At 66.9% G+C, this 23,718-nt stretch carries 24 protein-coding genes; 8 read left to right on the plus strand and 16 right to left on the minus strand.

Going from position 1 to position 23,718, the window contains the following annotated elements; all coding sequences use genetic code 11:
- Window positions 1-2 precede the first annotated feature (2 nt).
- The 8 genes from soxB to OOZ63_RS10025 all read right to left on the minus strand — a co-directional run bounded on the left by soxB (window position 3) and on the right by OOZ63_RS10025 (window position 6,925).
- On the minus strand, window positions 3-1,742 hold the full coding sequence (gene soxB / locus OOZ63_RS09990) for a thiosulfohydrolase SoxB (RefSeq protein WP_266005302.1): 1,740 nt from the start codon (window positions 1,740-1,742) through the stop codon (window positions 3-5).
- A 52-nt stretch (window positions 1,743-1,794) separates the two neighbouring features.
- Entirely contained in the window at window positions 1,795-2,436 is a 642-nt protein-coding gene (gene soxX / locus OOZ63_RS09995; RefSeq protein ID WP_266005303.1) for a sulfur oxidation c-type cytochrome SoxX, read from the minus strand.
- Window positions 2,437-2,450: 14 nt separating this feature from the next.
- Entirely contained in the window at window positions 2,451-3,254 is an 804-nt protein-coding gene (soxA, locus tag OOZ63_RS10000) for a sulfur oxidation c-type cytochrome SoxA (protein WP_416234716.1), read from the minus strand.
- A 38-nt stretch (window positions 3,255-3,292) separates the two neighbouring features.
- On the minus strand, window positions 3,293-3,604 hold the full coding sequence (soxZ, locus tag OOZ63_RS10005) for a thiosulfate oxidation carrier complex protein SoxZ (protein ID WP_266005304.1): 312 nt from the start codon (window positions 3,602-3,604) through the stop codon (window positions 3,293-3,295).
- A gap of 18 nt (window positions 3,605-3,622) precedes the next feature.
- Complete coding sequence (gene soxY / locus OOZ63_RS10010) at window positions 3,623-4,081, minus strand: thiosulfate oxidation carrier protein SoxY (RefSeq protein ID WP_266005305.1); 459 nt, start codon at window positions 4,079-4,081, stop codon at window positions 3,623-3,625.
- Window positions 4,082-4,154: 73 nt separating this feature from the next.
- Complete coding sequence (locus OOZ63_RS10015; RefSeq protein WP_266005306.1) at window positions 4,155-5,189, minus strand: c-type cytochrome; 1,035 nt, start codon at window positions 5,187-5,189, stop codon at window positions 4,155-4,157.
- Window positions 5,173-6,540, minus strand: a complete 1,368-nt coding sequence (gene soxC / locus OOZ63_RS10020; protein WP_266005308.1) for a sulfite dehydrogenase — start codon at window positions 6,538-6,540, stop codon at window positions 5,173-5,175. The genes OOZ63_RS10015 and soxC overlap by 17 nt, the downstream gene beginning before the upstream one ends.
- 13 nt (window positions 6,541-6,553) lie before the next feature.
- On the minus strand, window positions 6,554-6,925 hold the full coding sequence (locus tag OOZ63_RS10025; RefSeq protein WP_266005309.1) for an ArsR/SmtB family transcription factor: 372 nt from the start codon (window positions 6,923-6,925) through the stop codon (window positions 6,554-6,556).
- A 152-nt stretch (window positions 6,926-7,077) separates the two neighbouring features.
- Between OOZ63_RS10025 and OOZ63_RS10030 the strand changes: the two genes are divergently transcribed.
- A complete protein-coding gene (locus tag OOZ63_RS10030) occupies window positions 7,078-8,100 on the plus strand; it encodes a GGDEF domain-containing protein (protein ID WP_266005311.1) in 1,023 nt (340 codons plus the stop codon).
- Here OOZ63_RS10030 and OOZ63_RS10035 read toward each other — a convergent pair whose 3' ends face one another.
- Together OOZ63_RS10035 and OOZ63_RS10040 are read right to left on the minus strand one after the other, a co-directional pair.
- Window positions 8,101-8,919, minus strand: coding sequence for an HDOD domain-containing protein (locus tag OOZ63_RS10035; protein ID WP_266005313.1), 819 nt, complete (start codon window positions 8,917-8,919; stop codon window positions 8,101-8,103).
- A gap of 52 nt (window positions 8,920-8,971) precedes the next feature.
- Window positions 8,972-9,733, minus strand: a complete 762-nt coding sequence (locus OOZ63_RS10040) for a TSUP family transporter (RefSeq protein ID WP_266005314.1) — start codon at window positions 9,731-9,733, stop codon at window positions 8,972-8,974.
- Window positions 9,734-10,165: 432 nt separating this feature from the next.
- On the opposite strand from OOZ63_RS10040, the gene OOZ63_RS10045 reads away from it, so the two are divergent.
- Entirely contained in the window at window positions 10,166-11,512 is a 1,347-nt protein-coding gene (locus OOZ63_RS10045) for a TIGR03790 family protein (protein ID WP_266005315.1), read from the plus strand.
- Between the two features lie 105 nt (window positions 11,513-11,617).
- Window positions 11,618-13,375 carry a methyl-accepting chemotaxis protein gene (locus OOZ63_RS10050; RefSeq protein WP_266005316.1) on the plus strand — a complete coding sequence of 586 codons (1,758 nt, stop codon included), beginning with the start codon at window positions 11,618-11,620 and terminating at the stop codon, window positions 13,373-13,375.
- Window positions 13,376-13,448: 73 nt separating this feature from the next.
- Here the strand turns inward: OOZ63_RS10050 and dkgB are convergent, their stop codons facing one another.
- Both dkgB and OOZ63_RS10060 read right to left on the minus strand, forming a co-directional pair.
- Window positions 13,449-14,267 (minus strand): 2,5-didehydrogluconate reductase DkgB, encoded by an 819-nt coding sequence (dkgB, locus tag OOZ63_RS10055; RefSeq protein ID WP_266005317.1) that lies wholly within the window; start codon window positions 14,265-14,267, stop codon window positions 13,449-13,451.
- 23 nt (window positions 14,268-14,290) lie between these two features.
- A complete protein-coding gene (locus OOZ63_RS10060) occupies window positions 14,291-15,493 on the minus strand; it encodes an MFS transporter (RefSeq protein WP_266005318.1) in 1,203 nt (400 codons plus the stop codon).
- Window positions 15,494-15,599: 106 nt separating this feature from the next.
- Between OOZ63_RS10060 and OOZ63_RS10065 the strand changes: the two genes are divergently transcribed.
- Window positions 15,600-16,505, plus strand: a complete 906-nt coding sequence (locus tag OOZ63_RS10065) for a LysR substrate-binding domain-containing protein (protein ID WP_266005319.1) — start codon at window positions 15,600-15,602, stop codon at window positions 16,503-16,505.
- A 253-nt stretch (window positions 16,506-16,758) separates the two neighbouring features.
- Here OOZ63_RS10065 and OOZ63_RS10070 read toward each other — a convergent pair whose 3' ends face one another.
- The 4 genes from OOZ63_RS10070 to OOZ63_RS10085 all read right to left on the minus strand — a co-directional run bounded on the left by OOZ63_RS10070 (window position 16,759) and on the right by OOZ63_RS10085 (window position 21,971).
- Window positions 16,759-17,244, minus strand: coding sequence for a hypothetical protein (locus tag OOZ63_RS10070; RefSeq protein ID WP_266005320.1), 486 nt, complete (start codon window positions 17,242-17,244; stop codon window positions 16,759-16,761).
- A gap of 91 nt (window positions 17,245-17,335) precedes the next feature.
- Complete coding sequence (locus tag OOZ63_RS10075; protein WP_266005321.1) at window positions 17,336-17,884, minus strand: tRNA-uridine aminocarboxypropyltransferase; 549 nt, start codon at window positions 17,882-17,884, stop codon at window positions 17,336-17,338.
- A 20-nt stretch (window positions 17,885-17,904) separates the two neighbouring features.
- Entirely contained in the window at window positions 17,905-20,676 is a 2,772-nt protein-coding gene (locus OOZ63_RS10080) for a PAS domain-containing hybrid sensor histidine kinase/response regulator (RefSeq protein ID WP_266005322.1), read from the minus strand.
- A gap of 56 nt (window positions 20,677-20,732) precedes the next feature.
- Entirely contained in the window at window positions 20,733-21,971 is a 1,239-nt protein-coding gene (locus OOZ63_RS10085; RefSeq protein ID WP_266005323.1) for a hypothetical protein, read from the minus strand.
- Window positions 21,972-22,042: 71 nt separating this feature from the next.
- Here OOZ63_RS10085 and OOZ63_RS10090 point away from each other — a divergent pair, with 71 nt between their 5' ends.
- The 4 genes from OOZ63_RS10090 to OOZ63_RS10105 all read left to right on the plus strand — a co-directional run bounded on the left by OOZ63_RS10090 (window position 22,043) and on the right by OOZ63_RS10105 (window position 23,663).
- Window positions 22,043-22,441, plus strand: coding sequence for a DUF2946 domain-containing protein (locus tag OOZ63_RS10090; RefSeq protein ID WP_266005324.1), 399 nt, complete (start codon window positions 22,043-22,045; stop codon window positions 22,439-22,441).
- Window positions 22,442-22,541: 100 nt separating this feature from the next.
- Window positions 22,542-22,784 carry a hypothetical protein gene (locus OOZ63_RS10095; RefSeq protein ID WP_266005325.1) on the plus strand — a complete coding sequence of 81 codons (243 nt, stop codon included), beginning with the start codon at window positions 22,542-22,544 and terminating at the stop codon, window positions 22,782-22,784.
- Window positions 22,781-23,257 (plus strand): copper chaperone PCu(A)C, encoded by a 477-nt coding sequence (locus OOZ63_RS10100; protein WP_416234717.1) that lies wholly within the window; start codon window positions 22,781-22,783, stop codon window positions 23,255-23,257. The genes OOZ63_RS10095 and OOZ63_RS10100 overlap by 4 nt, the downstream gene beginning before the upstream one ends.
- A 19-nt stretch (window positions 23,258-23,276) precedes the next feature.
- Window positions 23,277-23,663, plus strand: a complete 387-nt coding sequence (locus OOZ63_RS10105; RefSeq protein ID WP_266005326.1) for a DUF2946 family protein — start codon at window positions 23,277-23,279, stop codon at window positions 23,661-23,663.
- The last annotated feature ends 55 nt before the right edge of the window (window positions 23,664-23,718 follow it).

Here is a 23,718-nt window from a genome sequence, read left to right on the forward strand (position 1 = left end):
GCTCAGGCCATGCCGGGATTGCCGGCCGCCCCGACCAGGGTCGGGCTGTTGAGCCGGCGCGCCGCGATATGTGCAGGGCCACTGCCCTTGGCCTGGCTCTTGAACCACTGTTCGACCAGATCCCAGACCGGCTTGGAGCCGGCCTTGGCCGCCTCTTCGCCGACCGGCGCCCATCCGGCCACCTTGTAGCTCTTGTCGGCTTCTATCGCCTTGCCGCCCAGCCGCATCTCGCTGATGCGCGAACCCATGCCGGCCTCAGGCTTACAACTGTAAGCCAGCCCCCCGACCCGCACCATGTCACCGCCCTGCTGGTAGTACGGGTCCGGGTTGAAGAGGTTGTCGGCCACGTCTTCGAGCACCGTCTTGATCATCGAGCCGCTCATCTCGGTGAGGGTCGTGTGCGGATAGGTAATCGCGGTCTGGTCCATCAGGAACTCGCGCGTGATGGTCTGACCCGGCAGCAGGCTGGTGCCCCAGCGAAAGCCCGGCGAGAACGCGATCTCGGCCCCTTGAACATCCATCAGCGCATCACAAAGCAGTTGGTCCCAACTGCCGTTGAAATTGCCGCGCCGGTATAGCAAACCGTCGGTGATCGCCAGCGGTTCGGCCAAACGGGCCTCGAAGGGTTCGCGCATCTTCTTGATCAGCGCCGCCATCTCGGCATCAGCCGGCAATAGATTTGCGAACACCGGCAGCAGTTGGTACTTGAGCTCAGCGGCGCGGCCATCCTTCACGCGGATGTCCAGCACGCCGAGGAACTTGCCGTTGCTACCGGCATTGGTCACCAGGGTCTGGCCGCCGCGGTTCTTCACCGCCACCGGCACCGGCACGCCGTCATGGGTGTGGCCGCCGAGGATGGCGTCCAGGCCCGAGACACGAGAGGCCAGTTTCAGGTCCACATCCATGCCGTTGTGGCTCAAGAGCACGACGACCTGGGCGCCCTTGGCGCGCACCGCGTCAACGACCTTCTGCAACTCCTCGTCGCGGATGCCAAAGCTCCAGTCCGCCACCATGTAGCGCGGGTTGGCGATCGGTGTGTACGGGAAAGCCTGGCCGATGATGGCCACCGGCACGCCATTGATTTCCTTCAGCGTGTAGGGCGCAAACACATCGTCGCCGAAGTCCTGCGTCTTGACGTTTTGCGCGACGAAGTCGATCTTGCCCTTGAAGTCTTTCTCTACGATCTCCTGCACCCGTTGCTGGCCATAGGTGAACTCCCAGTGGCCAGTCATTACATCCACACCCAGCAGCTTGCAGGCATCGACCATGTCCTGCGCGTTGGTCCACAGGGCCGTGGCCGAGCCCTGCCAGGTGTCGCCCCCGTCCAGCAGCAGGGCTCCGGGCCGGCTGGCGCGCAGGCGCTTGACCAGGGTGGCCAAATGGGCGAAGCCACCAACCTTGCCGTAGCGGCGCGCGGCGCGCTCGAAGTCCAGATAGGTGAAGGCATGGGCTTCGCGCGTGCCGGGCCGCAGGCCGGCAGCCTTGAGCAGATGTTCACCGACCAGATGAGGCAACCGCCCCTTCAGGGCCCCGAAACCAAGATTGACGCTGGGCTCGCGGAAGTAAGTAGGTAGCAGCTGGGCATGACAGTCAGTCATGTGCAGCAGCGAGACCGCACCGGGACCCTTGAAAGGCGCCGGCGCGTCGTAGGGCGTGGCCGCCTGGGCCTGGCGCGCAAAGCCGAAGCCGGCCACCGAGGCAGCACCCAGGACATTGAGCAGATCGCGTTTGCTGAGATTCATGATGGGCAGAGCTCCGCTGGCCCCGCGGGGCCGGTGGTGGGCCGGACTCGAATTACTGCGAGTTGACGGGAGACTTGGGGTCCAGCAGCAGAGCCATGATGTCGCGCATCTGGCCCTCGTTGAGCACGCCGGCATGACCGAAACGCGGCATGCCCGAGCAGGCGCTATATGCCTTGGCGTTCCACAGCTTGCCCCAGGTGTATTGCACGATGGCGGCCGTCTCCGGGGCCGCCGGGTTGCTGACACCACGCAGCTTGCCGTACTGGTAGAGGCTGGGGCCTATCGTGCCGAAGCTGATCTCGGCCTTGCTGATCTGGTGGCAGTTGTAGCAATTACCACCGCTGGGGCTGCCCGCCGCGTCGGTCCAGGTCATGCCTCGGCCGTTCTGCGCCAGCTTCTCGCCCTCGCGCCAGTCGCCCAGATACTGGCCGTTGGCCGGCCACTTGATCGAGGCCAGCGCCTCGGCCTCGATGCGCTTGGTCGTTGCCTCGTCGGGCTGCCTGTCGCTGGAACAGGCCTTTTGTGCCAGATCTTGCTCGATGCGGTCGAGCTTGGCGATGCCCTGCTCACGAAAGGAGCTCTTCACCATCGCCAGCGCCTCGGCGTCCAGCTCTGCGGCACTGGGCAGGCTCGCGCAGCCGACCAGCACCAGTCCTGCAGCGGCCAGGCCGCCCCAAAGGATTGCATTGTTCATGATGAGCGGTTCCTTCAACGCTTGATCGACGGGGCGATCGAGACCGCACCCTTGCTGTTGACACCCATATAGGTGGCCAGCGCCACCGTCACATCCGAGCCGTAGCCGGGGAAGGGGAAACGCTGCTGGCGGAAGCAGTCGTTCAGGCGCCGCTGCATGCCCCACAGCTCGCCGCTGGAGACGCGGTAGGCCGGCCAGGCCGCGAACCCAATGCCATCGCCGGGGTTCTTGGTCAGGTCGGGCAGATCTTGCAGGCGGATTCGCTTGCCGGTCTCGCTATGACAGGAGGCGCAGGCAAAGTCGTAGGGGCCGCCGCGGAAGAAGAACAGGCGCTTGCCGATCTCGTACATCTTCTGTTCCTGCGCATGGGCTACCGGCAGGTTGAACTTCAGGCCGCGCGACTCGGCGGATATCCACGCCACCAGGCCTTCGAGGTTCTTCTGCTCGTCACGGCCGAAGCCGGTGGCAGCGATCTTCTTTGCGTCCAGACCCTGCAGCGACTCCATACAGCTCAGCAGCCGCGACTCCAGATCCTGCACCCGGCCGGTGTCGGCGAAATAGCGCGGCAGCTCGACAAAAGCGCCCTTGACAACGCCCGGGCCCTTGCCCAGATCACAGCGCTCCATCGAGGCATTCTTGGGGCCGCGCTTTTGCTTCCAGAGCTCCTCGCCCTTGGCCTCGAACAACTCCGCCGGGTTGCCGTCGGCCAGCATCGCGCGGTACTGCGCGATTGCGTCGGCCGACGAGGTCTGGGCCTGGGCACAGGCGGCCGCGAGCACGCAGCCTAGGGCCCATGCCGACTTGCGCATCGTCATCATGCTTGTCTCCTATTGTTGTTCGCAACCGCCGCAGCCTATCAGGCCACCGTCGCTTCGTCGCTGCGCTTTTCGCCCTTGTTATCCACCCAGTTCACGGTGATCTTGTCACCGGCCTTGGCGCCCTTGACGGTGAACTGCAAAAAGGGGTTCTTCGATACCGCCGGACCCCATTGCGCGGTCAGCACGGTCTTGCCGTTGAGTGCGGCCGTCACCTCGGTGATGTGCCAGGCCGGGATGGTCTTTCCAGCGGCGTCCTTGCGCTGGCCGGTCTCCATCTCATGACTCATCAGCACACGCACCACGGCGTTGCCACCTTGCGCCTGGGCGCGAATTCGCATCGGATCTGCCATCTTGGTCTCCTATTCTGATCAGCCGCCGCAGCCGCCAAGTGTTACTTTCACTTCCTTCTGGGCGAACAGTACCTTGTTGTCGCCGGTGATCGCCACGGCGAACACATTAGAGGTCTGGCCCATCTTGACGCGCGTGCTCATGCTCGCCTCGACCGCATCGCTGACGTCGAAGGAGGCGGCCAGGATGTTGGGGTTCTTCTCGACCAGCAGCAGCAGACGCTTGACGCCGGCGGCCGTGCTAGCCACACCCAGCGGTACGACGGCGCCGTTCTCGGCGATATCGGGGCCGGTCAGCGTGACCTCCTTGCTCTCGGTCGGCTTGCCCAAGCCCAGGGCTTTGAGCATCTCATCCATGGATTTGGCATCGAAGGCGGCGCGGTTGAAGGCGGCCTGCGCTTGCGCACTCAGCGGCAGGGCGGCGGCCAGCAGGCCGGCCACCAGGGCGCTGTGTTTCATCATGTCTCGGCGGGTTTGCATGGAGTCTCCTTATCGGGGGGTGAGCGGTATTGTCGGGTGTACGCGGGTGGCTTGCTGAGCAGGGTTGTGCGAGCTACGGCTTGGCACCGGCCGCCAGCCAGGCGGCGATGGCGGCCAGATCGGCCTCTGGCAGGGACTGCGGCGGCATCGGCACCGCACCCCAGACGCCGGCGCTGCCGCTCTTGAGCTTGGACGCGTAGTACTCGCGCGCATCGCCGCGGTCTTTGTACTTGGTCACCACCTCGCGGAACGAGGGACCGACCACCTTGGTGTCGATCTGATGGCAGGCCATGCAGGCATGCTGCTGCAGCAAGGCGCTAACCGGCTTGGCGGCGGCGGCCCGCATCGGCGGCGCCTTGGGCTGGGTGTCGATGCCGCGCTGCGGCCCGACCAGGCGCTGCTGCTGGGCGAGGTTGCCATGGGCATCGCGGGCGAAATCGGGCAGATAGGACGCGATCTTGGCCTCGGGCGCACAGTTCTTCACACAGGCCGAGCCCTGCACATCGGGCTTGGCCCCGGCCGCAAACTCGGCGCCGGGCCACAAGGCATGGCGGGTCGATTTGCCATTGCGGTTGGGCAGGCGCTGCTGCACCTCGGCGATGTTCTTGTCCGATAGTTCGCCGTCTGCGGGCAGCACATCAGCCAGCGACAGCATATAGGCCGTCACCGCATAAACCTCGTCGGGCTTGAGGGACTTCGGCGCGGTCCAGGGCATGGCGCGGTTGATGTAGTCCCACAGGCTTGAGAGCTGGGAGACCTTCATCATCGTTGTACGGCCCGGAAAGCTGTTGTCGCGCAGGCTAGCGACGCGGCCGGTCTTGATATCGTCTGCGGTCGTGCCGCCGATCAGCGGGCTGAATACCTCATTGGATTCGCCGAAGACGCCGTGGCAGCCGGCGCATTTGGCCTCCCAAAGCTCCTGGCCGTGGGCCACCGTGCCTCGCCCGGGCGGCAGACCCTTGAAGTCGGGCCGCACATCGATGTCCCAGGCCCTGATCTCAGGCTGGGTGGCGGTGCGGCCTATGCCCTCAAACTTCGGCGCCTGGGCCGAGGCAAGCCCTGCCACCAGCGCCAGCGCAAACGGCATGGTTTTAAGAGAGCTGGACATTCTTGACCTCCCCGCTCTCCTGCACCAGCCAGGTCTGGATCGCATTGTTGTGATAGATCGAGCGCCGGCCACGCACCGCACGCAGCTGGGCATAGTTGGGCTGCACATGACCAGTCTCGTCGGTGGCCCGGCTCATCACGAGGGTCGCCTGGCCGTCCCAGACCCAGTCGAGATTGAAGCGGGTCAGGCAGCGGTCCAGCACCGGAGTCTCCAGCCGGGCCGCTCGCCAGTTGCGGCCGCCGTCAACCGAAACATCGACCTTGGCAATCTTGCCGCGGCCCGACCAGGCCAAGCCGCTGATGTTGTAGAAGCCCTTGTCCAGCAAGACCTGCCCCCCGCTGGGCGTCGTGATGACGCTCTTGACCTCCTGGATAGAGGTGTACTGGCGGTGCAGGCCGTCGGGCATCAGGTCGATGTAGTGAATGTTCTCGTCCTTGCTGGCCCAGGGTTGGTCGCCCACCTCGATGCGGCGCAGGTACTTGACCCAGCTGACGCCCTGCACGCCCGGCACCACCAAGCGCAGCGGATAGCCGTTCTCGGGTCGCAGCATCTCGCCGTTCTGACCATAGGCCAGCAGCACCTGGCCGCTGCGGACCAGCTCCATCGGGATGGTTCGCGTCATCGCCGAGCCATCGGCACCCTCGGCCAGCACGAAACGGGCGCGCTTCAGGTCGACGCCGCACATCTCCAGCACATCGATCAGGCGCACGCCGGTGAACTCGCTGCAGCTGAGCATGCCGTGGCTGTACTGCACGGTGGGCACGGCCACATTGCCCCACTCCATGCCGGTGTTGGCGCCGCACTCGATGAAATGAAAGCGCGAGACGCTGGGCAGGCGCATCAGCTCGTCCATCGTGAACACCATCGCCCGCTTGAGCATCTTTTCGTCCGAGCCATTGATCATCAGCCGGTGCGTGCTGGGGTCGATGTCCCACCAGCCCTGGTGATGGCGTTCAAAATGCAGGCCGCTGGGCGTGACAATGCCAAACATGCCCTGCAGCGGCGCAAAGGACACCGAGGCCTGGCGGGTCTGCGTCAGGCCCGGACTTTGGCGACGCTGCAGATTGGTCTCGTACTTCGACGGCTTGCCATAGCCCTCCAGCGCCACCGGCTGGCCCAGACTCAGCGCATGCGGCGGCAGGTTCAGGATGTTTGGGTCGCCACCCTGGGCTGGCACCGGGTTGGCCTGGGCGCGCAGCGTGCCGCTGGCCAGCGCCGCACTGGCCGCCGCAAAGGCGCCGCGCAGGAACCCGCGCCGCTCGGCTGGTGCCTGCTGCTGCATCAGGGCCAGGTCTTGTCGGCTGAGGAAGCCCTCGGGCGCCCGCCGCAGCCGGCCGGTCTTCTCGTTCATGATCTTGTCTCCTTCAGGCACGAGTCATCAGCAGCCGCTCGGCGGGCTCGACCGCGTGCGGGTCATCTATCTCGATCGCGATCTGCGTGCAGACCGCGCGGCACAGCGCGACGGCGCGCTCGTTGCTGACCCGGTAGAACATCTGCACCCCATCGCGACGTCGCGCCAGGATGCCGGCGCGGTAGAGGTGACCGAGGTGCTGCGACATATTCGGCTGCGTGGTCTCGATCTCGAGCAGCAGGTCAGACACGCTTTTTTCGCCCCGGCACAGCGCGCTGATGATCTTCAGCCTCAAGGGCGTGGCCATCAGCCCAAAGAGCTCGGCGGCGATCTCGTACACCCGGTCGGCTTCGGCCGGAGGCGGCGTGGCGTGGCTTGTCTGCATGTCAATGCCAAATATCAATATATAAGCAAATGCTAATTTATACCGATTGAGCCGGCGCAAGCCTGGGATATACCCTGGGCGCTACGGCCACCGCACTGGGCTCGCCCCCATGCACAATTTGACTCACCCTCATTGCCTTGCAGTCCGGCATCGTGAAACTCCCCTTCAGCGCCGCCAAGCAACTCCCCACCGCCAGCAGCAGGTCGGTAAAGACCCGCACGCTGGCGGTGCTGGCCCTGGTCGGCCTGCTGGGCGTAGCCCTGGCGGCCTGGCTGCGTGCTGGCCACGAGGCCAGACTGGCCAAAGAGCATGTGCTGGGTATGGCGCTGCAGGACCTTGTGCTGGTGCTGGCTCTGGGCCTGGCCAGCGTGCTGATGCTGGAGCGACTGCTGCTGCGGCCGCTGCGCCGCCTGGCCGAACGCGCCCACAGCTTTGATCCAAGCCTGCCGCCGAGCTCGCTGTCATGGCCCGACACGCAGGGCGGCACGCGCGAGCTGCACCAGATCAACAAGGCCTTCGAGCGGGTGCATCTGAGCCTGGGGGCCCAGCTACAGCAGGAACAGTCGGAAGCCGCGCGCCTGCGCAGCGAGGTCGAGCAGCACGGCCGGGTGCTGGCTCAGACGCAACAGGCGCTGGACGCCGCCCGGCGCGAGTTGGCGGCGCTGAGCCGCTCCGATACGTTGACCGGCTTGGCCAACCGCCGCGAGTTCGACGACGCCTTGCGCCGCGAGTTCAAGCGCGCCCAGCGCCAGCACAGCCGGCTGGCCCTGGCGGTGATGGATCTGGACAGCTTCCGGGCCTACAACGAGCAACAGGGCCGAACCGCCGGCGATGCGGCGCTGCAGGCCTTTGCCAGGCTGCTGGGTGAGCGCTTCAAGCGCGACACCGATGTGGTCGCTCGCCTGGGCGGCGAGGAGTTCGTCGCGCTGCTGCCCGGTTTCGATATCGAGATGGCCCAGGGCCTGATGGAGCAGTTGCGCGAGGACTGGCGCTCACTTGCACTGGCCCATCCATCCAGCCCGGCGGTCGACAAAATCCTGACCGTCAGCATCGGCCTGGCTGCCTACAGCGCCACCCACCCTTATCTGAGCCCGCAGGCCCTGCTGCAGGCAGCCGATGAGGCTCTCTACATCGCCAAGCACGCCGGCCGCGACCGACTCAGCTTGGCCGCGTGATCAGCGGCCGCGCGACTGCGCTTCGTTGAGCTGTTCACTGACGCGGCGCGCGGCGCGCAGCACCAGGGTCTCGTCGAGCTGGGCCTGGGGCGCGATCGCGTGGGCGACGTCTTCCAGGTCGGCCGGCTTGTTCATCAGCACCCAGGCGATCGCCGAGATCGCGCAGATGCTGCGGCGCTGGGCCGCCTCGGGGATCAGCAGGCTGTCCTGGATCTGCACATGGTGGCGCACGCTGGTGACCGCCGCTGGCGCCAGTCCCCAGCTTTCGCACAAAGCAGCGCCCAATGCGTCATGGCTCACGCCAAACGCCGTGTGCTCCAGCTGCACCAGCTCGGCATCGGTCTTCGCGGCGCGCAACATGGCCGGGTAGTGCGCCGAGGCATGGCGGTACAGCACCGCCTTGCCACATTCCTCAAACAGGCCGGCCGAATGCGATGCCCAGGGGTCCACACCCAACATCTGGCCCATGCGGCCCATCAGCAGGCCACGCTGCGAGGCACGGCTCCAGACCGGCTCCAGCTCGACGGCCGGCGGAAACGCGGCACGCAGCCCCATCTCGAAGGTGATGGCCGCGACCTCGCGCATACCCAAATAGGTCAGCGCCTGGTGCACGGTCTGCACCCGGCCCTGCAGGCCATACAGTGATGAATTGACAGCCTTCAGTACGGCGGCGGCCAGCGCCATATCGGTCTCAACCAGTCCCGAGATCGCCGGCAGGTCCACATCCTCAGCCGCCATCAGCAGCGACAGCTTGACCAACACCTCGGGCTGGGTGGGGATCTCGATGTCCAGGGTACGAAGTTGCGGATCGACAGGCATGGTTTTTTGTTTATCACTTGGGGCCAAGGACTGAATAGTAGCGCCGCTTGGCTCAGCGCAGAAACGCATCCCAGCCTGTTTTCAGAATCAGCGCTGTGACCACGAAGACAAACATCCCGCGCACAAAGCCAGCGCCATGTTTCAAGGCCATGCGCGTTCCCAAGAGGCTGCCCAGCACATTGGTGACGGCCATCACCGCCGCGATATGCCACCAGACATGGCCCTTCAGCGCGAACAGCAGCAGGGCTGAGGCATTGGTAGCCGTGTTCAGCAGCTTGGCACTGGCCGAGGCGTGCAGGAAGTCAAAGCCCAAGAAACGCACGAACAGGAAGACGAAGAAGCTGCCGGTGCCGGGGCCGAAAAAGCCGTCGTAAAAACCGATCACCAGCCCGATGGTACTGGCCAGCCAGGCCTCGGTAACGCCACTGTGGCGGGGTGCGTGTTCGCGGCCCAGGTCCTTTTTTGCCAGCGTATAGATCAGCACCGCCAGCAAAATCAGCGGCAGCGCCTTGCGCAAGCCGCTGGGGTCGACCAGCGTGACGGACCAGGCACCGGCGAAGCTGCCTAGCAGCGCGGCACCGGCGGCCGGCAGCAAGGCATGCCAGGGCAGGGTGACGCGGCGCGCGAATTGCGCCGTGGCCCAGGCGGTGCCCCAGATCGCGCCGCCCTTGTTAGTGCCGAACAGCGTGGCCGGCGCGGCGCTCGGAAACACGCTGAACAGCGCCGGCACCAGCACCAGCCCACCGCCGCCCACCACGGCATCGACAAAACCGGCCAGCAGGGAGGCCAGGGCGACGGTGACAAGCTCAAGCATGCGACGTGATTCCGGACGGCAACAATAAAACGGGCACCATTAAGGTGCCCGCGAATGGTGACAGTGTCACTGAAATCGTTCGAATTGCTTTGAATTGCTTGCTTTGTTTGTCTCCTCAGCCCCGCCTAGCAGCCGCTGTTCGCACATTGACTGCATCGAGTGAGATGGAATGTAGGGATTCAAAGCCATGCACGCACTTGGGGTTTTCACTTGTGACAAAGCTCCGTTTTGGTGCGTAAGCGAGCGCTCACTGTTTATAAAAGTGCCTTCAATCATAAAAATGTCATTTTTCTGACACGCACACATCCTGACGAACTCTGCGGTGGTCGCGCAAACTTGCGGCGATCGCCGTGGTGTGGATGCCGACATGTGTGGTCGCAGGAATGGGTTTTTCCAGGCTTGGCCAACTGCGGCGCATGGAAAGATCGCCGCATGCGCTTTTCACCCATCATGGCCCTGACCCTGCTGCTGGCCGGCTGTGGCGGCGGCGGGTCTGGCGGCGATGCCGCACCTCCTGTGGCCGCACCTCCTGTACCGACGCTGAGCCTGCCCAGCACCGCGCTGGGCGCGGCCGAGCTGGCGGTGTTGGTCGCCGAGGGCGACCCCTTGTCCGAGGCCATCGCCAGCCACTACCAGGCGGCACGCGGCCTAGCGGCGACCCAGCTGATTCGGGTGCGCCTACCTGGCCCGTCCGACGTCATCTCGGCGGCCGACTTCGCGCTGCTCAAGACCGAGATCGATGCCAAGCTGCCAGGCACCGCGCAAGCGAGCCTGATGACCTGGACCGCCCCCTCGCGGGTGGCCGGCCCCAGCTGTTCGATGAGCATCACCAGCGCGCTGGCTTTGGGTTTCGATGAGCGCTACTGCTCGAACCGCTGCAGCGCCACCGCCGCTTCGCCGCTGTACGACTCGGAGTCGCGCCGGCCCTGGGCCGATCACCGCATCCGGCCGTCGATGATGCTGGGCGCCCGCACACTGGAGTCGGCCCGGGCCCTGATCGCTCGCGGCCTCGCCGCCGACGCCACCCAGCCCGGCGGCGACGGCTATCTGCTGCGCACCAGCGACGCTGCGCGCAGCGTGCGCTACCCCGACTATCTGGCACTGCCCGCCGCCTGGGCCGGCCGCCTGCGGCTGGAGCACCTCGACAATGCGAGCGGCACTGCCAGCGACAGCCTCGGCGGTCGCAGCAATGTGCTGTTCTACTTCACCGGTCTGAGCCGGGTGCCGGGTCTTGCCGGCATCAGCTTCCGCCCCGGCGCGGTGGCCGACCATCTGACCTCCTTCGGCGGCCATCTGCCCGACGGCATGGGTCAGATGCCCATCACCGCCTGGCTCGACGCCGGCGCGACGGCCAGCTACGGCACGGTCGAGGAACCTTGCAATTTCACGCAGAAGTTCTCGCACGCCTCGGTGCTGATCGACCACTACTACCGTGGCGCCAGCCTGATCGAGGCCTACTGGAAGTCGGTGCAATGGCCAGGCCAGGGCCTGTTCATCGGCGAACCGCTGGCCCGGCCTTTTGCAGACCAGCCGTCGTTCACGATAGACGGTGGCCAGTACCTGATCAGCACCCGCGCGCTGCGCCCGGGCAGCTCCTACGCACTGGAATACCAGAACGGCGCTGGCGCCTGGATCGCGCTGGCCGGCCTCACTCCGACGCGTGCCCAACTGCAGACTCTGCGCGCACCATTGCCGCCGGCCGGCACCACCCGGCTGCGCTGGGTCGGCCCCTGCCCCACCGACAGCGTGCAGCGCTGCACGCTGGCAAGCAGCGGTTGAACATTGATAGCGCTCAAAAGCCGGCCTTTTTTACGGCTGCCTCTGGCGAAGATGCACTAGGCTGGAGCGCTTGTCAGCACGCCACCCCGTTTCGGAGAAGCCTTCATGCAAGACATGACCCCATCGCCAGCGAGTTCGCTGGGTCGCCACAGCGTGGCTTTTCGCCTTTGGGCTTCGGTGATCGCGGTCATCGTCGCGCTGATTGCGGTGATCACTTTCGCTGCGGTACGCAGCAGTAAGGTGCAGGAACAGACAACCACCGTGGCCGCTGCAATGGACGCCAAGGTCGACGCCGCTAAGCGCTGGGCAGGGCTGACCACCACCAATGTCGTGCGGGTGCAAGCCTCGGCAGCCAGTACAGACCCGGCCGTCGATGCCCTCTTCAAGGAGGTGATTCCCGCCACTATCGGCGAAATCAGCAAGGTCCAGAAAGCCATCGAGGCCATGGATCTGAGCGACAAGGACAAAGCCCTGATGGACAAGGTCGCGGCCGAGCGCAAGATCGTGCTGGAATCACTGGCCAAGATCCGCAGCGTCAAGGCCACCGACCCGGCCGCAGCCGCCCAGGAGCTGAGCGCGCGCTTCAATCCGGCGGTCGATGTATATCTGAAGTCACTCAACGACTTCGCCGAGGAGCAGGTCCGCGCCAAGGCCGAGATCCTGGCGGAGCTGGCCGAGCAGCGCAAGAGCACAGTGCGCATCGCCGGGGTGCTGATCGCGTTGGTCGTGATCGGCCTGATCGCCGGTGCGTTCTGGCTGGTGCGCTCGATCCAGCAGCCGCTGGCCCAGGCCATGAAGGCCGCCGACCAAATCGCCGGCGGCGACCTGACCACCTCGGTGCATGTGAGCCGGCGCGACGAGTTCGGTCTGCTGCTCGGTTCGATGGAGCGCATGGTGGCCCAGCTGCGCAGCGTGGTCGGCGAGGTGCGCCAGGGCATCGAATCAGTGTCCACCGCCTCCAGCGAGATCGCAACGGGCAACCATGACCTCAGCGCCCGCACCGAGCAGACCGCCTCCAGCCTGCAGCAAACCGCCAGCTCGATGGAGCAACTGACCGCCACCGTCGGCCACTCGGCCGACACCGCCCGCCAGGCCAACCAGCTGGCCGGTTCGGCTGCTGAGGCTGCGGTGCGCGGCGGCCAAGTGGTCGAGCAAGTGGTCAGCAATATGGCCCAGATCACCGAGAGCTCGCGCAAGATCGGTGACATCATCGGCACCATCGACGGCATCGCCTTCCAGACCAATATCCTGGCGCTGAACGCCGCCGTCGAAGCGGCGCGCGCCGGCGAGCAAGGCCGGGGGTTCGCGGTCGTGGCCTCCGAGGTGCGCTCGCTGGCCCAGCGCTCGGCCGAGGCCGCCAAGGAGATCAAGACCCTGATCGGCGCCTCTGTGGAGCGGGTCGAATCGGGCGCCCAGCTGGTCGAGCAGACCGGCACGGCGATGCAGGACATCGTGACCAGCGTCAAGCGCGTGACCGATCTGATCGGCGAGATCGCCTCGGCCGCCACCGAGCAGCGCGACGGCATCGCGCAGGTCAATGTGGCTGTCACCAACCTCGATCACATGACGCAGCAGAACGCTGCGCTGGTGGAGGAGTCGGCCGCCGCCGCGCAATCGCTGCGCGAGCAGTCGGCACGGCTGGCCGAGGTGGTGTCGGTATTCAAGGTAGACCAGAAGTTCCAGGCCCCGGCCGCCACTGGGGCGCCGAAGCCTGTGACCAGGAGCACCTCGCGCCCTTCGCCGGTGGCCGCGAAGAAGCCTACAGCGACCAAACCGAAGCCGGCGGCCCGCTCTGCGCCTTCACCGGCTCCTGCGCCCAAGGCCAGCCCGGCGCCCACCACCGACGAGTGGGAATCGTTTTGAGCCCTCACGCCGGCATGCGCTTGGGCCTTCGGCAGGCGACGGGCAAGCCCTAGGGCTTGTCCTCGGCCCAGCCTCAGTCCCAGATCGGCGCCAGGCCCTCTGGATTGACCAGGCGCCCGCCGCGCTCAAGGCTCGCGATCTGCGCCATCTCAGCCGGACTCAGCACCAACTGTGGCGCCAGCAGGTTGCTGGCCAGATTCTCCCGCTTGGTCGATGAGGGGATGACCGCATAGCCCTGCTGCAGCGCCCAGGCGAGCACGACCTGGGCCGGCGTCGCCCGGCGCTCCGCCGCGATACGGATGATCAGCTCATCCTTCAACACCAAGCCATAGGCCAAGGTCATATAGGAGGTGATCGGTACGCCCTGGCTGCGCGCGAACTCGACGATCTTGCGGTTCTGCAAGTAGGGATGCAGCTCGATCTGGTTGGTCGCGATGTGCTTGGCGCCGACCGCGGCGATCGCCTGCTTCATCAGGTCCACCGTGAAGTTCGAGACGCCGATCTGGCGGGTCAGACCTTGAGCCTTGGCTTGCATCAGCGCTGCCAAGGTCTCGGACAGCGGCACCGCGTTGCCCGGCGAGGGCCAATGGATCAGCGTCAGGTCGAGGTAGTCGGTGCGCAGCTTGGCCAGGCTTTCCTTGAGGCCTGGGATCAGCCGGTCACCGGCCAGCTGCTCGGTCCAGACCTTGGTTGTCAGGAACAGCTGCTCGCGCGGCACGTCGCTCTCGGCAATGGCCTGGCCCACCTCGGCCTCGTTGCCATAGATCTGGGCCGTGTCGATGGCCCGAAAGCCAAGTTCCAGCGCCGTCTTGACCGAGTCGATGACGATCTGGTTCTTCAGGCGGAAGGTGCCGAGGCCGAAGGTAGGGATGGCGGTGGTGGTGTCGTTCATGGTTTGACCTTGCAATCAGTGCATCAATGGCCGACCGGAGCCGGCCCGCCGCGTGAGGGGCGCAAGCCGGCGCGCTGGTCCAGCACGCCGCTCCAGGCCGTCAGACCCAGCGCGCCCAGCACCACCAGCGCCCCGATCCATGGCGTGTTCAGAACGCCCCAGCGCGCGACGATCTCGCCGCCTAGCAGCGCGCCGCCGGCAATGCCCAGGTTGAAGGCAGCGATGTTCAAGCCCGAAGCCACGTCGATGGCGCGCGGCGCATGGATCTCGGCCTGCTGCACCACATAGACCTGCAAGCCGGCCACATTGCCGAAGGCCACCGCGCCCCACAGCAGCACGGTCAGCACCACAAGCGGCTTGGATGCTGCGGTGAAGGTCAACAGCAGCAGCACGGCAGAGAGCAGCGCGAAGATGATCTTCAGGGCACCGATGGGCCCACGCTGGTCCGCGAGCTTGCCGCCCCAGAGATTGCCCGCCGCGACCGACAGGCCGTAAGCCAGCATCACCAGGCCAACGGCGCTGGCGTCGAAGCCGGCCACCTCCTGCAGGATGGGCGCCAGATAGGTGAAGGCAACAAAAGAGCCGCCGTAGCCGACCGCCGTCATCGCATAGACCAGCAGAAGGCGCGGCTCGCGCAGCACGGCCGCCTGTTGCAGCAGCGAGGCCGGCTTGCTGTGCGCAATGTTCTTGGGCACGAACAACAGGCTGCCGACAAAGGCGATCAGACCCAGCGCGGCGACCGCCAAAAAGGTCGCGCGCCAACCGAAGTGCTGGCCGATGAAGGTGCCCAGCGGCACGCCGGTTACCAGGGCCACGGTCAGGCCGGTGAACATGGTGGCGATCGCGCTGGCAGCCTTGTCCTTGGGCACCAGACCGGTCGCGATGGTCGAGCCGATCGAGAAGAACACACCGTGCGCCAGACCGGTGACGATGCGGGCGGCGATCAGGCTTTCGTAGCCGGGCGCCCGCCAGGCCAGCAGATTGCCAGCGGTAAACAGGACCATCAGACCCAGCAGCAAAGCCTTGCGCGGCACGCGACCGGTCAGCGCGGTCAGCACAGGCGCGCCGATGGCGACGCCCATCGCGTAGAGGCTGACCAGCAGGCCTGCCGAAGGCACGCTCACGCCAAGGTCGGCCGCCAGCGTCGGGATCAGGCCGACGATGACGAACTCGGTCGTCCCGATGGCAAAGGCGCTGAGTGTCAGCGCCCAGAGGGCAAGAGGCATGATGAGGAACTCCGGGGTGTTGGGAAGAAAGTGGCCGCAGTGTGGCTGTGCCTCCTTTGCAGATAAACCCCGTTTTCGGCGATATATTCTTGAATAAAATTCAAGAATGAAGACCACCTTAGATGAGCTGCAGACCCTGGTCGCCGTGGTCGATGGCGGCTCGATCACGGCCGCCGCCGAGCGTCTGGGTCAGACCGTCTCGGCCATCAGCCGCTCGCTGGCGCGGCTGGAGGAGAAGCTGGAAACCAGCCTGCTGAGCCGCACGACACGCCGGCTGGCGTTGACCGAGGAGGGCCAGGTCTTGCTGAGCCGGGCACGCAAGATCCTCGACTCGGTCGAGGAAGCCGAGGACCAGTTGGCCCAGCGCCGCCAGAAGCCGGCCGGGCGGCTGCGTGTCAACGCCGCCTCGCCCTTCATGCTGCATGTGCTGGTGCCGCTGCTGGGCGAGCTGCGCGCGCGCTTTCCCGAGCTGGAGCTGGAGCTCAACAGCGACGAGCTGAACATCGACCTGCTCGAACAGCGCACCGATGTGGCTTTTAGGATCGGCGCGCTGCGCGACTCCACGCTGCACGCCCGGCCGCTGGGCAGCAGCCGGCTGCGCGTGCTGGCCAGCCCGGCATATCTAAAGGCGGTGGGTCGGCCCCGAAAGGTGTCCGACCTGGGCGGCCTGAGCCTGTTGGGCTTTGCGCAGCCGGAGAGCCTGAACGACTGGCCCTTGCGCCACCCGCAGGGCGATGCACTGCGCATCACGCCCACCCTGCAGGCCTCCAGCGGCGAGACCCTGCGCCAGCTGGCCCTGGCCGGCCATGGCCTCGTCTGCCTGGCCGACTTCATGACCCAGGCCGATCGCGAGCGCGGCGATTTGGTCCAGGTGCTGATCAAGGACACGGTCGAGGTCCTGCAGCCGATCAACGCCGTCTACTACCGCAACACCCAGCTAGCAGCGCGCATCGCCTGCTTTCTCGACCATGTGGCCGAGCGCATCGCCGGCTGCGCCTGGGTGCTGCGTTAGCGCGCCAGGCGGCTCAAACTTGCGGAGGCGCAAGCAGGCGGCGTTCGCCGAGTAGCGCCGCCAGCAGCACACCGGCCGTCATCGCCAGGCCGCTGAGCAGCTCCCACTACAAGGTCATCAAGATGACTTGCAGCCATTTGCCGGAGGGCAGGTCCGGCTCGGGCGGGTCGCCGGCCAGAATCGCGGCGCCGCACAGCAATCACCGCAGCAGTGCCGCGAGCCCGCGATGCATTCCGGTGCGCCAGATCTCCGCTCAGCGGTGGCGCGTCAGGCCTTGCAGCAGGACATGGCGCCGTGCCAGCGCGGCCGCCACCAACATGCCGACCAGCACCGCCAGTCCGTTGAGCAGACCCCATAGCGGCGGCACCCGCGGCGACAGGAGCAGCGTGCTCAGCGGCATTGCTACGAAGGACGTGGTGTCGGCCGCACACACGACGCCATACATCAGCCAGGCCAGCCAGGCCAGGCCTAGTCCGCCCAGGCACCATGCAGTGGCAGGCCAGCGGCCGCGCCGATACGGCCGCAGTGTCACATAGCTCCAGCTCAACGCCAGCACAAATATGGGCATGGCATAGACGGTCGCCTCGGCCAGGAGCTGCGGCACGCTCTCCGAGTGGCCCCACAGCGCCGTCAGGGTCAGAGGCAGGCGCAGGCCGGCCAGCGAGCCGCCCAGCATCACCGCCGTGCTGTAGAGGGCCAGCCCGGAGGCGAAGGCAGCGATGCGCCGCGAGTGTTTCATGAAACCCAACAAACTAGGGATGGACGTTGCCCGATTCTGATAGACCAAGCCGCCGCAAAGCATCCCCACCCCCCCATATCAAGGGCCGGTCTTACCCCTGCGGCGGCCCTAAGCCGTCCATCAGGCGCTGGAAGGCCAGCCACAACGGCAACTGATCACGCGCCTCCAACTGCTCCAAGGCCAAGGCCGCCGCCTCCAGGGTCGAGAGTTGATGAGCGCGCTGGGCCTTGCGGACCGCATAGCGCGAGGCCGGCGGCTGTTCCCAGCTCAGCCTCGGCAAGGCCTGCAGCAGCGGATTCAGCGCCAGCATCTTGCGGCTCTTGCGCCAGGTGCCGTCCAGCACGATCAGCCGACTGGGCGCAGCCGGCAGCGGCGGCCCGTGCCGCGCCGGGTCATTCGGATACAGCAGCACCGCGCTGGCCAGCAGCGGCGCCAGCTCGGCCGGGTCGAAGACCTCGCCAACCAGCAGCCGGCTGTGCGCCAGGCACAGATGCAGCAGCCGGGCTGTGCCCTTGGCCTGGCGCGCTTCCAGGGGGTGTTGCAGGATCAACAACTCCAGCTCGTTGTCCACAGGCACTGCCAGCGCGCAGATGCAATGGCTTTGCGGGCGCAGGCAGCGCGTACAGCAGAGTCGGGTCATCGCCGCACCGTCTTAGGCACTCAACGGGGGCCGAGGCTGTCGAGCAGACTCAGAAAACGTGCCACGTCCAGCGGCTTAGTCAGGTAGTCGTCGAAGCCCGCCGCTCGGCCGCGCACCAGATCCTCTGGCTTGGCATTGGCGCTGACCGCGACCACCGGGATGCCGCGGGTGGCCGGATCGGCGCGCAAACGCTGCAGCACTGCATAGCCGTCGAGCTCAGGCAAATTGATGTCCAGAAGGATCAGCGCCGGCCGCTGCTCGGCCGCCAGCGCCAAGCCGCCGTGCGCGCCCAGCGCCTTCAATAGCTCGATGCCGGGCCGCATCGCGACGATGCTCTCGACCAGATGCAGGTTGGCTGCGTTGTCTTCGATGCACAGCAGCCGCCAGCTAGACGCGCTGTCGGGCTGAGTCGTCGGCGTCGGTGCCGAAGAGGGCAGCGGCAGCGCCTGAGAGCCTTGCGCTAGCGGCAGCTCAATCCAGAACTCGCTGCCCACACCGGGGCGGCTCTCGACCCCAATGCAGCCCTCCATCAGCTCGACCAGACGCTTAGCAATGGCCAGACCTATGCCCGTGCCCTCGATCGCGGCCTGGTCGGCCGCCAGCCGCTCGAAGGGCACGAACAGCCGCGCGCGCTGCTCCGCGCTGAGGCCGACGCCACTGTCGGCCACTGTCAGGCGCAAGCGCCCGCCCAGCGCCCGGCTGCCTATCGTGACCCATCCCTCGCGCCGGTTGTACTTGATCGCGTTGGACAGCAAGTTCAGCAGCACCTGCTTGAGCCGCACCGGATCGGCCCAAACCAGCAGCGCCTCGCCGCCGGGTTCGGCCTGCATGCGGACGCCGCGCGCCTGAGCCTGCGGGCGCAGCAGTGACAGGCAGTCGGCCAGCAGCGGCGCCAGGGCCACCGGCTCGGGCGCCACCGCGAACTTGCCGGACTCGATGCGCGCCAGATCCAGCACCTCATTGATCAGGTCCAACAGGTGCTCGCCTGCCTTCAGGATCTCGCGCAGATAGTCGGTCTGCCCGGGCTCGCGCAATTGCAGCTCCAGCAGCTGGCCGAAGCCTAGGATGGCGTTCAGCGGTGTGCGCAGCTCATGGCTCATGCGCGAGAGGAAATCGCTCTTCGCGGCATTCGCCCGCTCGGCCTCCTGCTTGGCCTGCAGCAACTCGGCGGTGCGGTCCAACACGCGCTGCTCGAGCTCTTCATTGAGCTGCTGCAGCGCCTGCTCGGCCTGCTTTCTTGCGGTGATGTCGGTGACGCTGCCGCGCACCAGGCGCTGGCCGGCCGCCGGCATGCGCACCAGACGCACCTCGCAGGCCACATTGCGGCCGCTGCTGTGGCGGTGCATCCATTCGAAAACCGGGCTGCCGCCGTCCAGGGCCTGGCGCATCCAGCCCTGGGCAGCCGCCAGGCTGGGCCGGCCGTCGGGTTGGGTCGGCGGGCTCAGCTGGCCCGGGCTGCAGCCCATCAACTGATCGCGCGGCAGGCCGAACAGGCGCACCGCGTTTTCATTGACCTCGCAGTAGCAGCCGGCATCGGCGTCAAACATCATGATGGCCTCGGGCGCCAGCTCGATCTGCAGCCGAAAGCGCTGCTCGCTGTCGGCCAGGGCCTGGGCGGCGCGGCGCCGCTCGGTCACATCCATGGTCGTGCCGAACAGGCGCAGCGCCTGCCCGGCAGCATCATGCTGAACCCGGCCGATCTCCTCCAGAACCCGCTCGCCATCGGGGCGCAGCACACGAAACTCGATACGGTAGGACGGCGCCTGACCCGGCAGCAGTGGCCGCTCGACGGTGCTGCGCAGACGCTCGCGGTCGTCCGGATGCACGACCTGCATCACCAGGTCCAAGCTGGGCCGCACTAGGCCAGGCGTGAAGCCGAACAGGCGAAACTCCTCGTCCGACCAGGTCGACTGGCCGGTGATGACATCGTAGTTCCAGTTGCCCAGGTGGGCCATGGTCTGGGCCTCGGCCAGCAGGGCCTCGCTGCGCGCCAGCAGATCGCGCGCTAGCCGCTTCTCAGTGACATCGCGCAGCACCGCCAGCAGGCATTGCTGATCCTGCAAGGTCACCAGCATCGGGCTGACATCGGCGTAGAAGACCTCGCCACTTTTGCGCCGAAACGCCAGCTCCTGCGCCAGGCTGAAGTCGCCCCGCTCGATACGCGCCATCACCTGGCGCATCCGCGGTATCGCATTGGGCGGGTGCAGCTCGGGCGGCGTCAGCGCCAGCATCTCGGCCTCGGTATAGCCCAGCATGCGGCAGCAGGCCGGGTTGGCCATCAGCAATCTGCCATCGGCCACCCGGGCCACCAGAATGCCCTCCTGCGCCTTGTCGTAGATGGCCCGCAGCGTGGCCTCGCTGTCCTTGAGCCGGCGCTCCAGTTCGCGCTGCTCACCGACCTCCCAGAAGATGCCGCAGACCCCGACGGCCCGGCCCTGGGCGTCGAAAATCGGCGTCTTGATGGTGTGGACCGTGCTGTCGATACCCTCGTGCACATCCTGCTCGTCGAAGGCCTCGACCTCGCCGCGCGCCATCACCCGGGCATCGTCGGCACGGTATTTGTCGGCCCATTCGCGCGGATGCAATGCATAGTCGTCGCGGCCGATGATCTCGGCTGGTGTGCGGCCGAAGCGCGTCGCATAGTGCTTGTTCACGGCCTGGTAGATGCCCTGGGCGTTCTTGATGAAGACGCTTTGCGGGATGTGGTCAATCAGCGCGGCATAGCTGGCGCGCTCGTCGCCCAGCGGGTGGGGCGCCTCGGGGGCTGGGTCGGGACGCGCGGCAGACGACATTCGCTAAGCCTAGGTTCTATGCTTGTTCGCCGGCCAGTATCGGGGACAGGACTTGCCTAGGGCAACAAGGGCTTGTCATCCAAAAGTGCCTCGATCCTGGCCATCATCGCGCGGTAGGCCGGCGCCTCAGGGCCGCCGTACTGCTGTCTGAACTCGGCAGCGCTGAGATACTCGGGCAGATCGGAGACATCGGGCAGCAGCTCGGCCTCGCTGAGGCCGGCGGCCAGGCGCCGCTGCAGCGCCTGCGGGCGCTGCACGGCCAACAGCCCCAGCCGGCTGCCGGCGCGGTCGGCGGCGATGTCGTTGAAGCTGAAGCCGCTACCGCTGCGGACATCGGCCTGCTCCTTGTAGATGCCCACGGCGTCGGCCAGCGGCCCGCCACCCTCGGCCGCCAGCACTGCCGAGATCAGCAGATGCAGCGGGAAGTCGGGCCGGCCATAGAGCTGGACCTCCAGCGGCCGGGGCTGCGGCCAGCCGCGCGCTGCCGGCACCAGCCGACCCAGGCCCTGGCCGCTGGCATAGGCGGCCAGGCTCAGTAGCACGGCGCGATTCTCGGCCGCCGCGTCCTGACCGGCGGCCGTGCGCTCGACGGCCAGCTGGAACAGCGGCGTCAGCAGTTCGACCACCGACACCGGGCTCGGCTGCTTCGACGCCAGCTGCACCAGCCGGTCCGAATAGGCTCGCAGCCGCGCCTGATCGGCGGCGGGCAGCAGCGAGTCCAGCATGCGGCGGTAGCTGTCGGCATGCCATTCATAGGCCAGTTGCACCCGGCCGTGCTCCAGCGCCACATGCTTGATCATCTGACGCAGCAGCCGCGCCTCCTCGAAGGCCGCGACGCGCGTCAGCGTCCGTTCTCGCAACAGCGCGGTCAGCCAGTCAGGCAGCGGCAGCCGGCCCAGGCGCAGGTCCTCGATGCGCGGCAGGCCGCCGTTCTGCACCAGGCGCGCGCTGGCATTGAGCCAGAACGGCCCGCCCAGCGCCAGGCTTGCGCGGGCCAGTGCGTGGCCGTCCTGCAGGCTCAGCCGGGCCGCCAGCTGCGGGTGGCGGCTGGACAGATAGTTCAGCAGCAGGGCCAGCTCGGCCTCGGACACCTGGACCGAGCGCAACTCGCCCGCCGGCCCGAGGCGCGGGTCATTGCGGCGCAGGAAGCTGCGGGCCTTGGCCACATCCGCGGCCGAGATCGCCGGTGGCTGGGGCACTGCTGGAGCGGTCTGCAGAGCCAGCGCCACGGCCAGCAAGGCAGTCAGCGACAGCACGGACAGGAGGTAGAGAGAACAACGAAGAAACAATTTCATTGCCGCGCAGTCTGCCAGCTTTGCGGACAGACCATGCAGGAGCAGCCGATGTCCGGCCCTAGAATGCCGCCATGCACCGCACAGGCAATCATCGCCGCGTCTCGATCTGGCTGGCCATCTGGGCCCTGCTGTTCGCTGCGCTCGCGCCGACCTTGTCGCATGCGGTGCGGGCCGCCACACCGGACGCCGGCTGGGTCGAAGTCTGCACCGTGGCCGGCAGCAAATGGGTGCAGCTGAGCCAGTCGGCGGACGACGCAGGCACACCAGACAGCGATCCCGGCCTGCATGCGCTGGAGCATTGTCCGGCCTGCTCGGCCTACACGCCCGCACCGTGCCTGCCTCCCAGCGATTACGCCACCCTGCTGCAGCTGAGTCTTGGCGACGCCCTGCCGTCGCTGTTCCTGCAGGCGCCGCACACGCTGTTTGCCTGGGCCAGCGCCCAGCCGCGCGGTCCACCGTCGCAGTCCTGAGCCCGCAAGACTGCGGCAGCGCCTCGCCTCCAGCGGGGGTTGCCGCCCCTTGTTGAAACAACGCCGCCCATTGAGCGGGTGAGCGCCGCCGGGAACCCGAATGACCGTCAACCCTGTTTCGCAGCCCGCCGTTGCGACCGATACCACCGCGCTGTACTGGTGCGAGTTCGATGCCGCACTGCGCCCGATGCTGGGGCTGGCCGTCGTGCTGGCCGCCGTGACTGCCGCCTTGCTAACGCTCAGCGGTTCGGCTCGCCCTACGATGCCGGAGCTGCCATCATCGCAAACCTGTCCTGCGGCCTGTGCCGCCCCTTTCCTCCCCATCCCGAAGGACCTGACATGATGCTCAAACCCGCCCTGACCGCCGCCCTGCTCGGCACCGTCCTGATGACCTCGGCCGCGGCCCAGGTCACCATCAAGGACGCCTGGGTGCGCGCCACCGTGCCGCAGCAAAAAGCCACCGGCGCCTTCATGCAGCTGAGCGCCACCAAGGACAGCCGCCTGGTCGCGGTCAGCTCCAGCGCCGTTCCGGTGGTCGAGGTGCATGAGATGGCGATGGACAACAACGTGATGAAGATGCGCCAGATCCCGGCCCTGGAGTTGCCGGCCGGCAAGAGCGTCGAGCTCAAGCCCGGCGGCTATCACATCATGCTGATGGATCTGAAGCAGCAGGTGAAGGTCGGAGACACGCTGCCGCTGACCCTGGTGTTCGAGGACAAGGCCGGCAAGCGCGAGACCGTCGAGGTCAAGGCCGAGGTCCGCGCACTGGGCACCGCGGCCGCCAAGCATGGCGGTCATAGCGACCACAAGCACTGAGACCCAGGCCCGACCGCTCATGCGCATGACCCCTCGTCGCCACACCATCTGGCTGCTCGTCCTGAGCCTGCTGGTCACGCTGCTGGCGCCCGGGCTCTCGCATGCGCTGCGCGAGCCCGGCGCCACCGCTGGCTGGGCCGAGATCTGTTCCGTCGGCGGCAGCCGCTGGCTGCCCGTCGAGGAGGTGGCAGGTGGCGAGGGACAAGAAGCCCCCCTGGGCCAGGCCCCCTCGCATTGCCTCTTGTGCGGCGGCGCCGCTGCGCCGCTGGGGCCAGCCGCCGCTCAGGGCTGGCTGGTGCCGGCACCCCTGCTGGGCCGTGCCATCGCCAGCCCGCCACGAGCCGCAGCGCCGTGCCGGCCCGCCTGGCCGGCCGCGCAGCCGCGCGGCCCACCCCAGCAGGCCTGAGCCTGCGGCGCGCCGCCCCTCGGCGCGCTCACCGACTTTTCTTGCTTACTCGCGT

It is taken from the genome of Paucibacter sp. PLA-PC-4, assembly GCF_026241155.1.
Taxonomy (GTDB): domain Bacteria; phylum Pseudomonadota; class Gammaproteobacteria; order Burkholderiales; family Burkholderiaceae_C; genus Roseateles_E.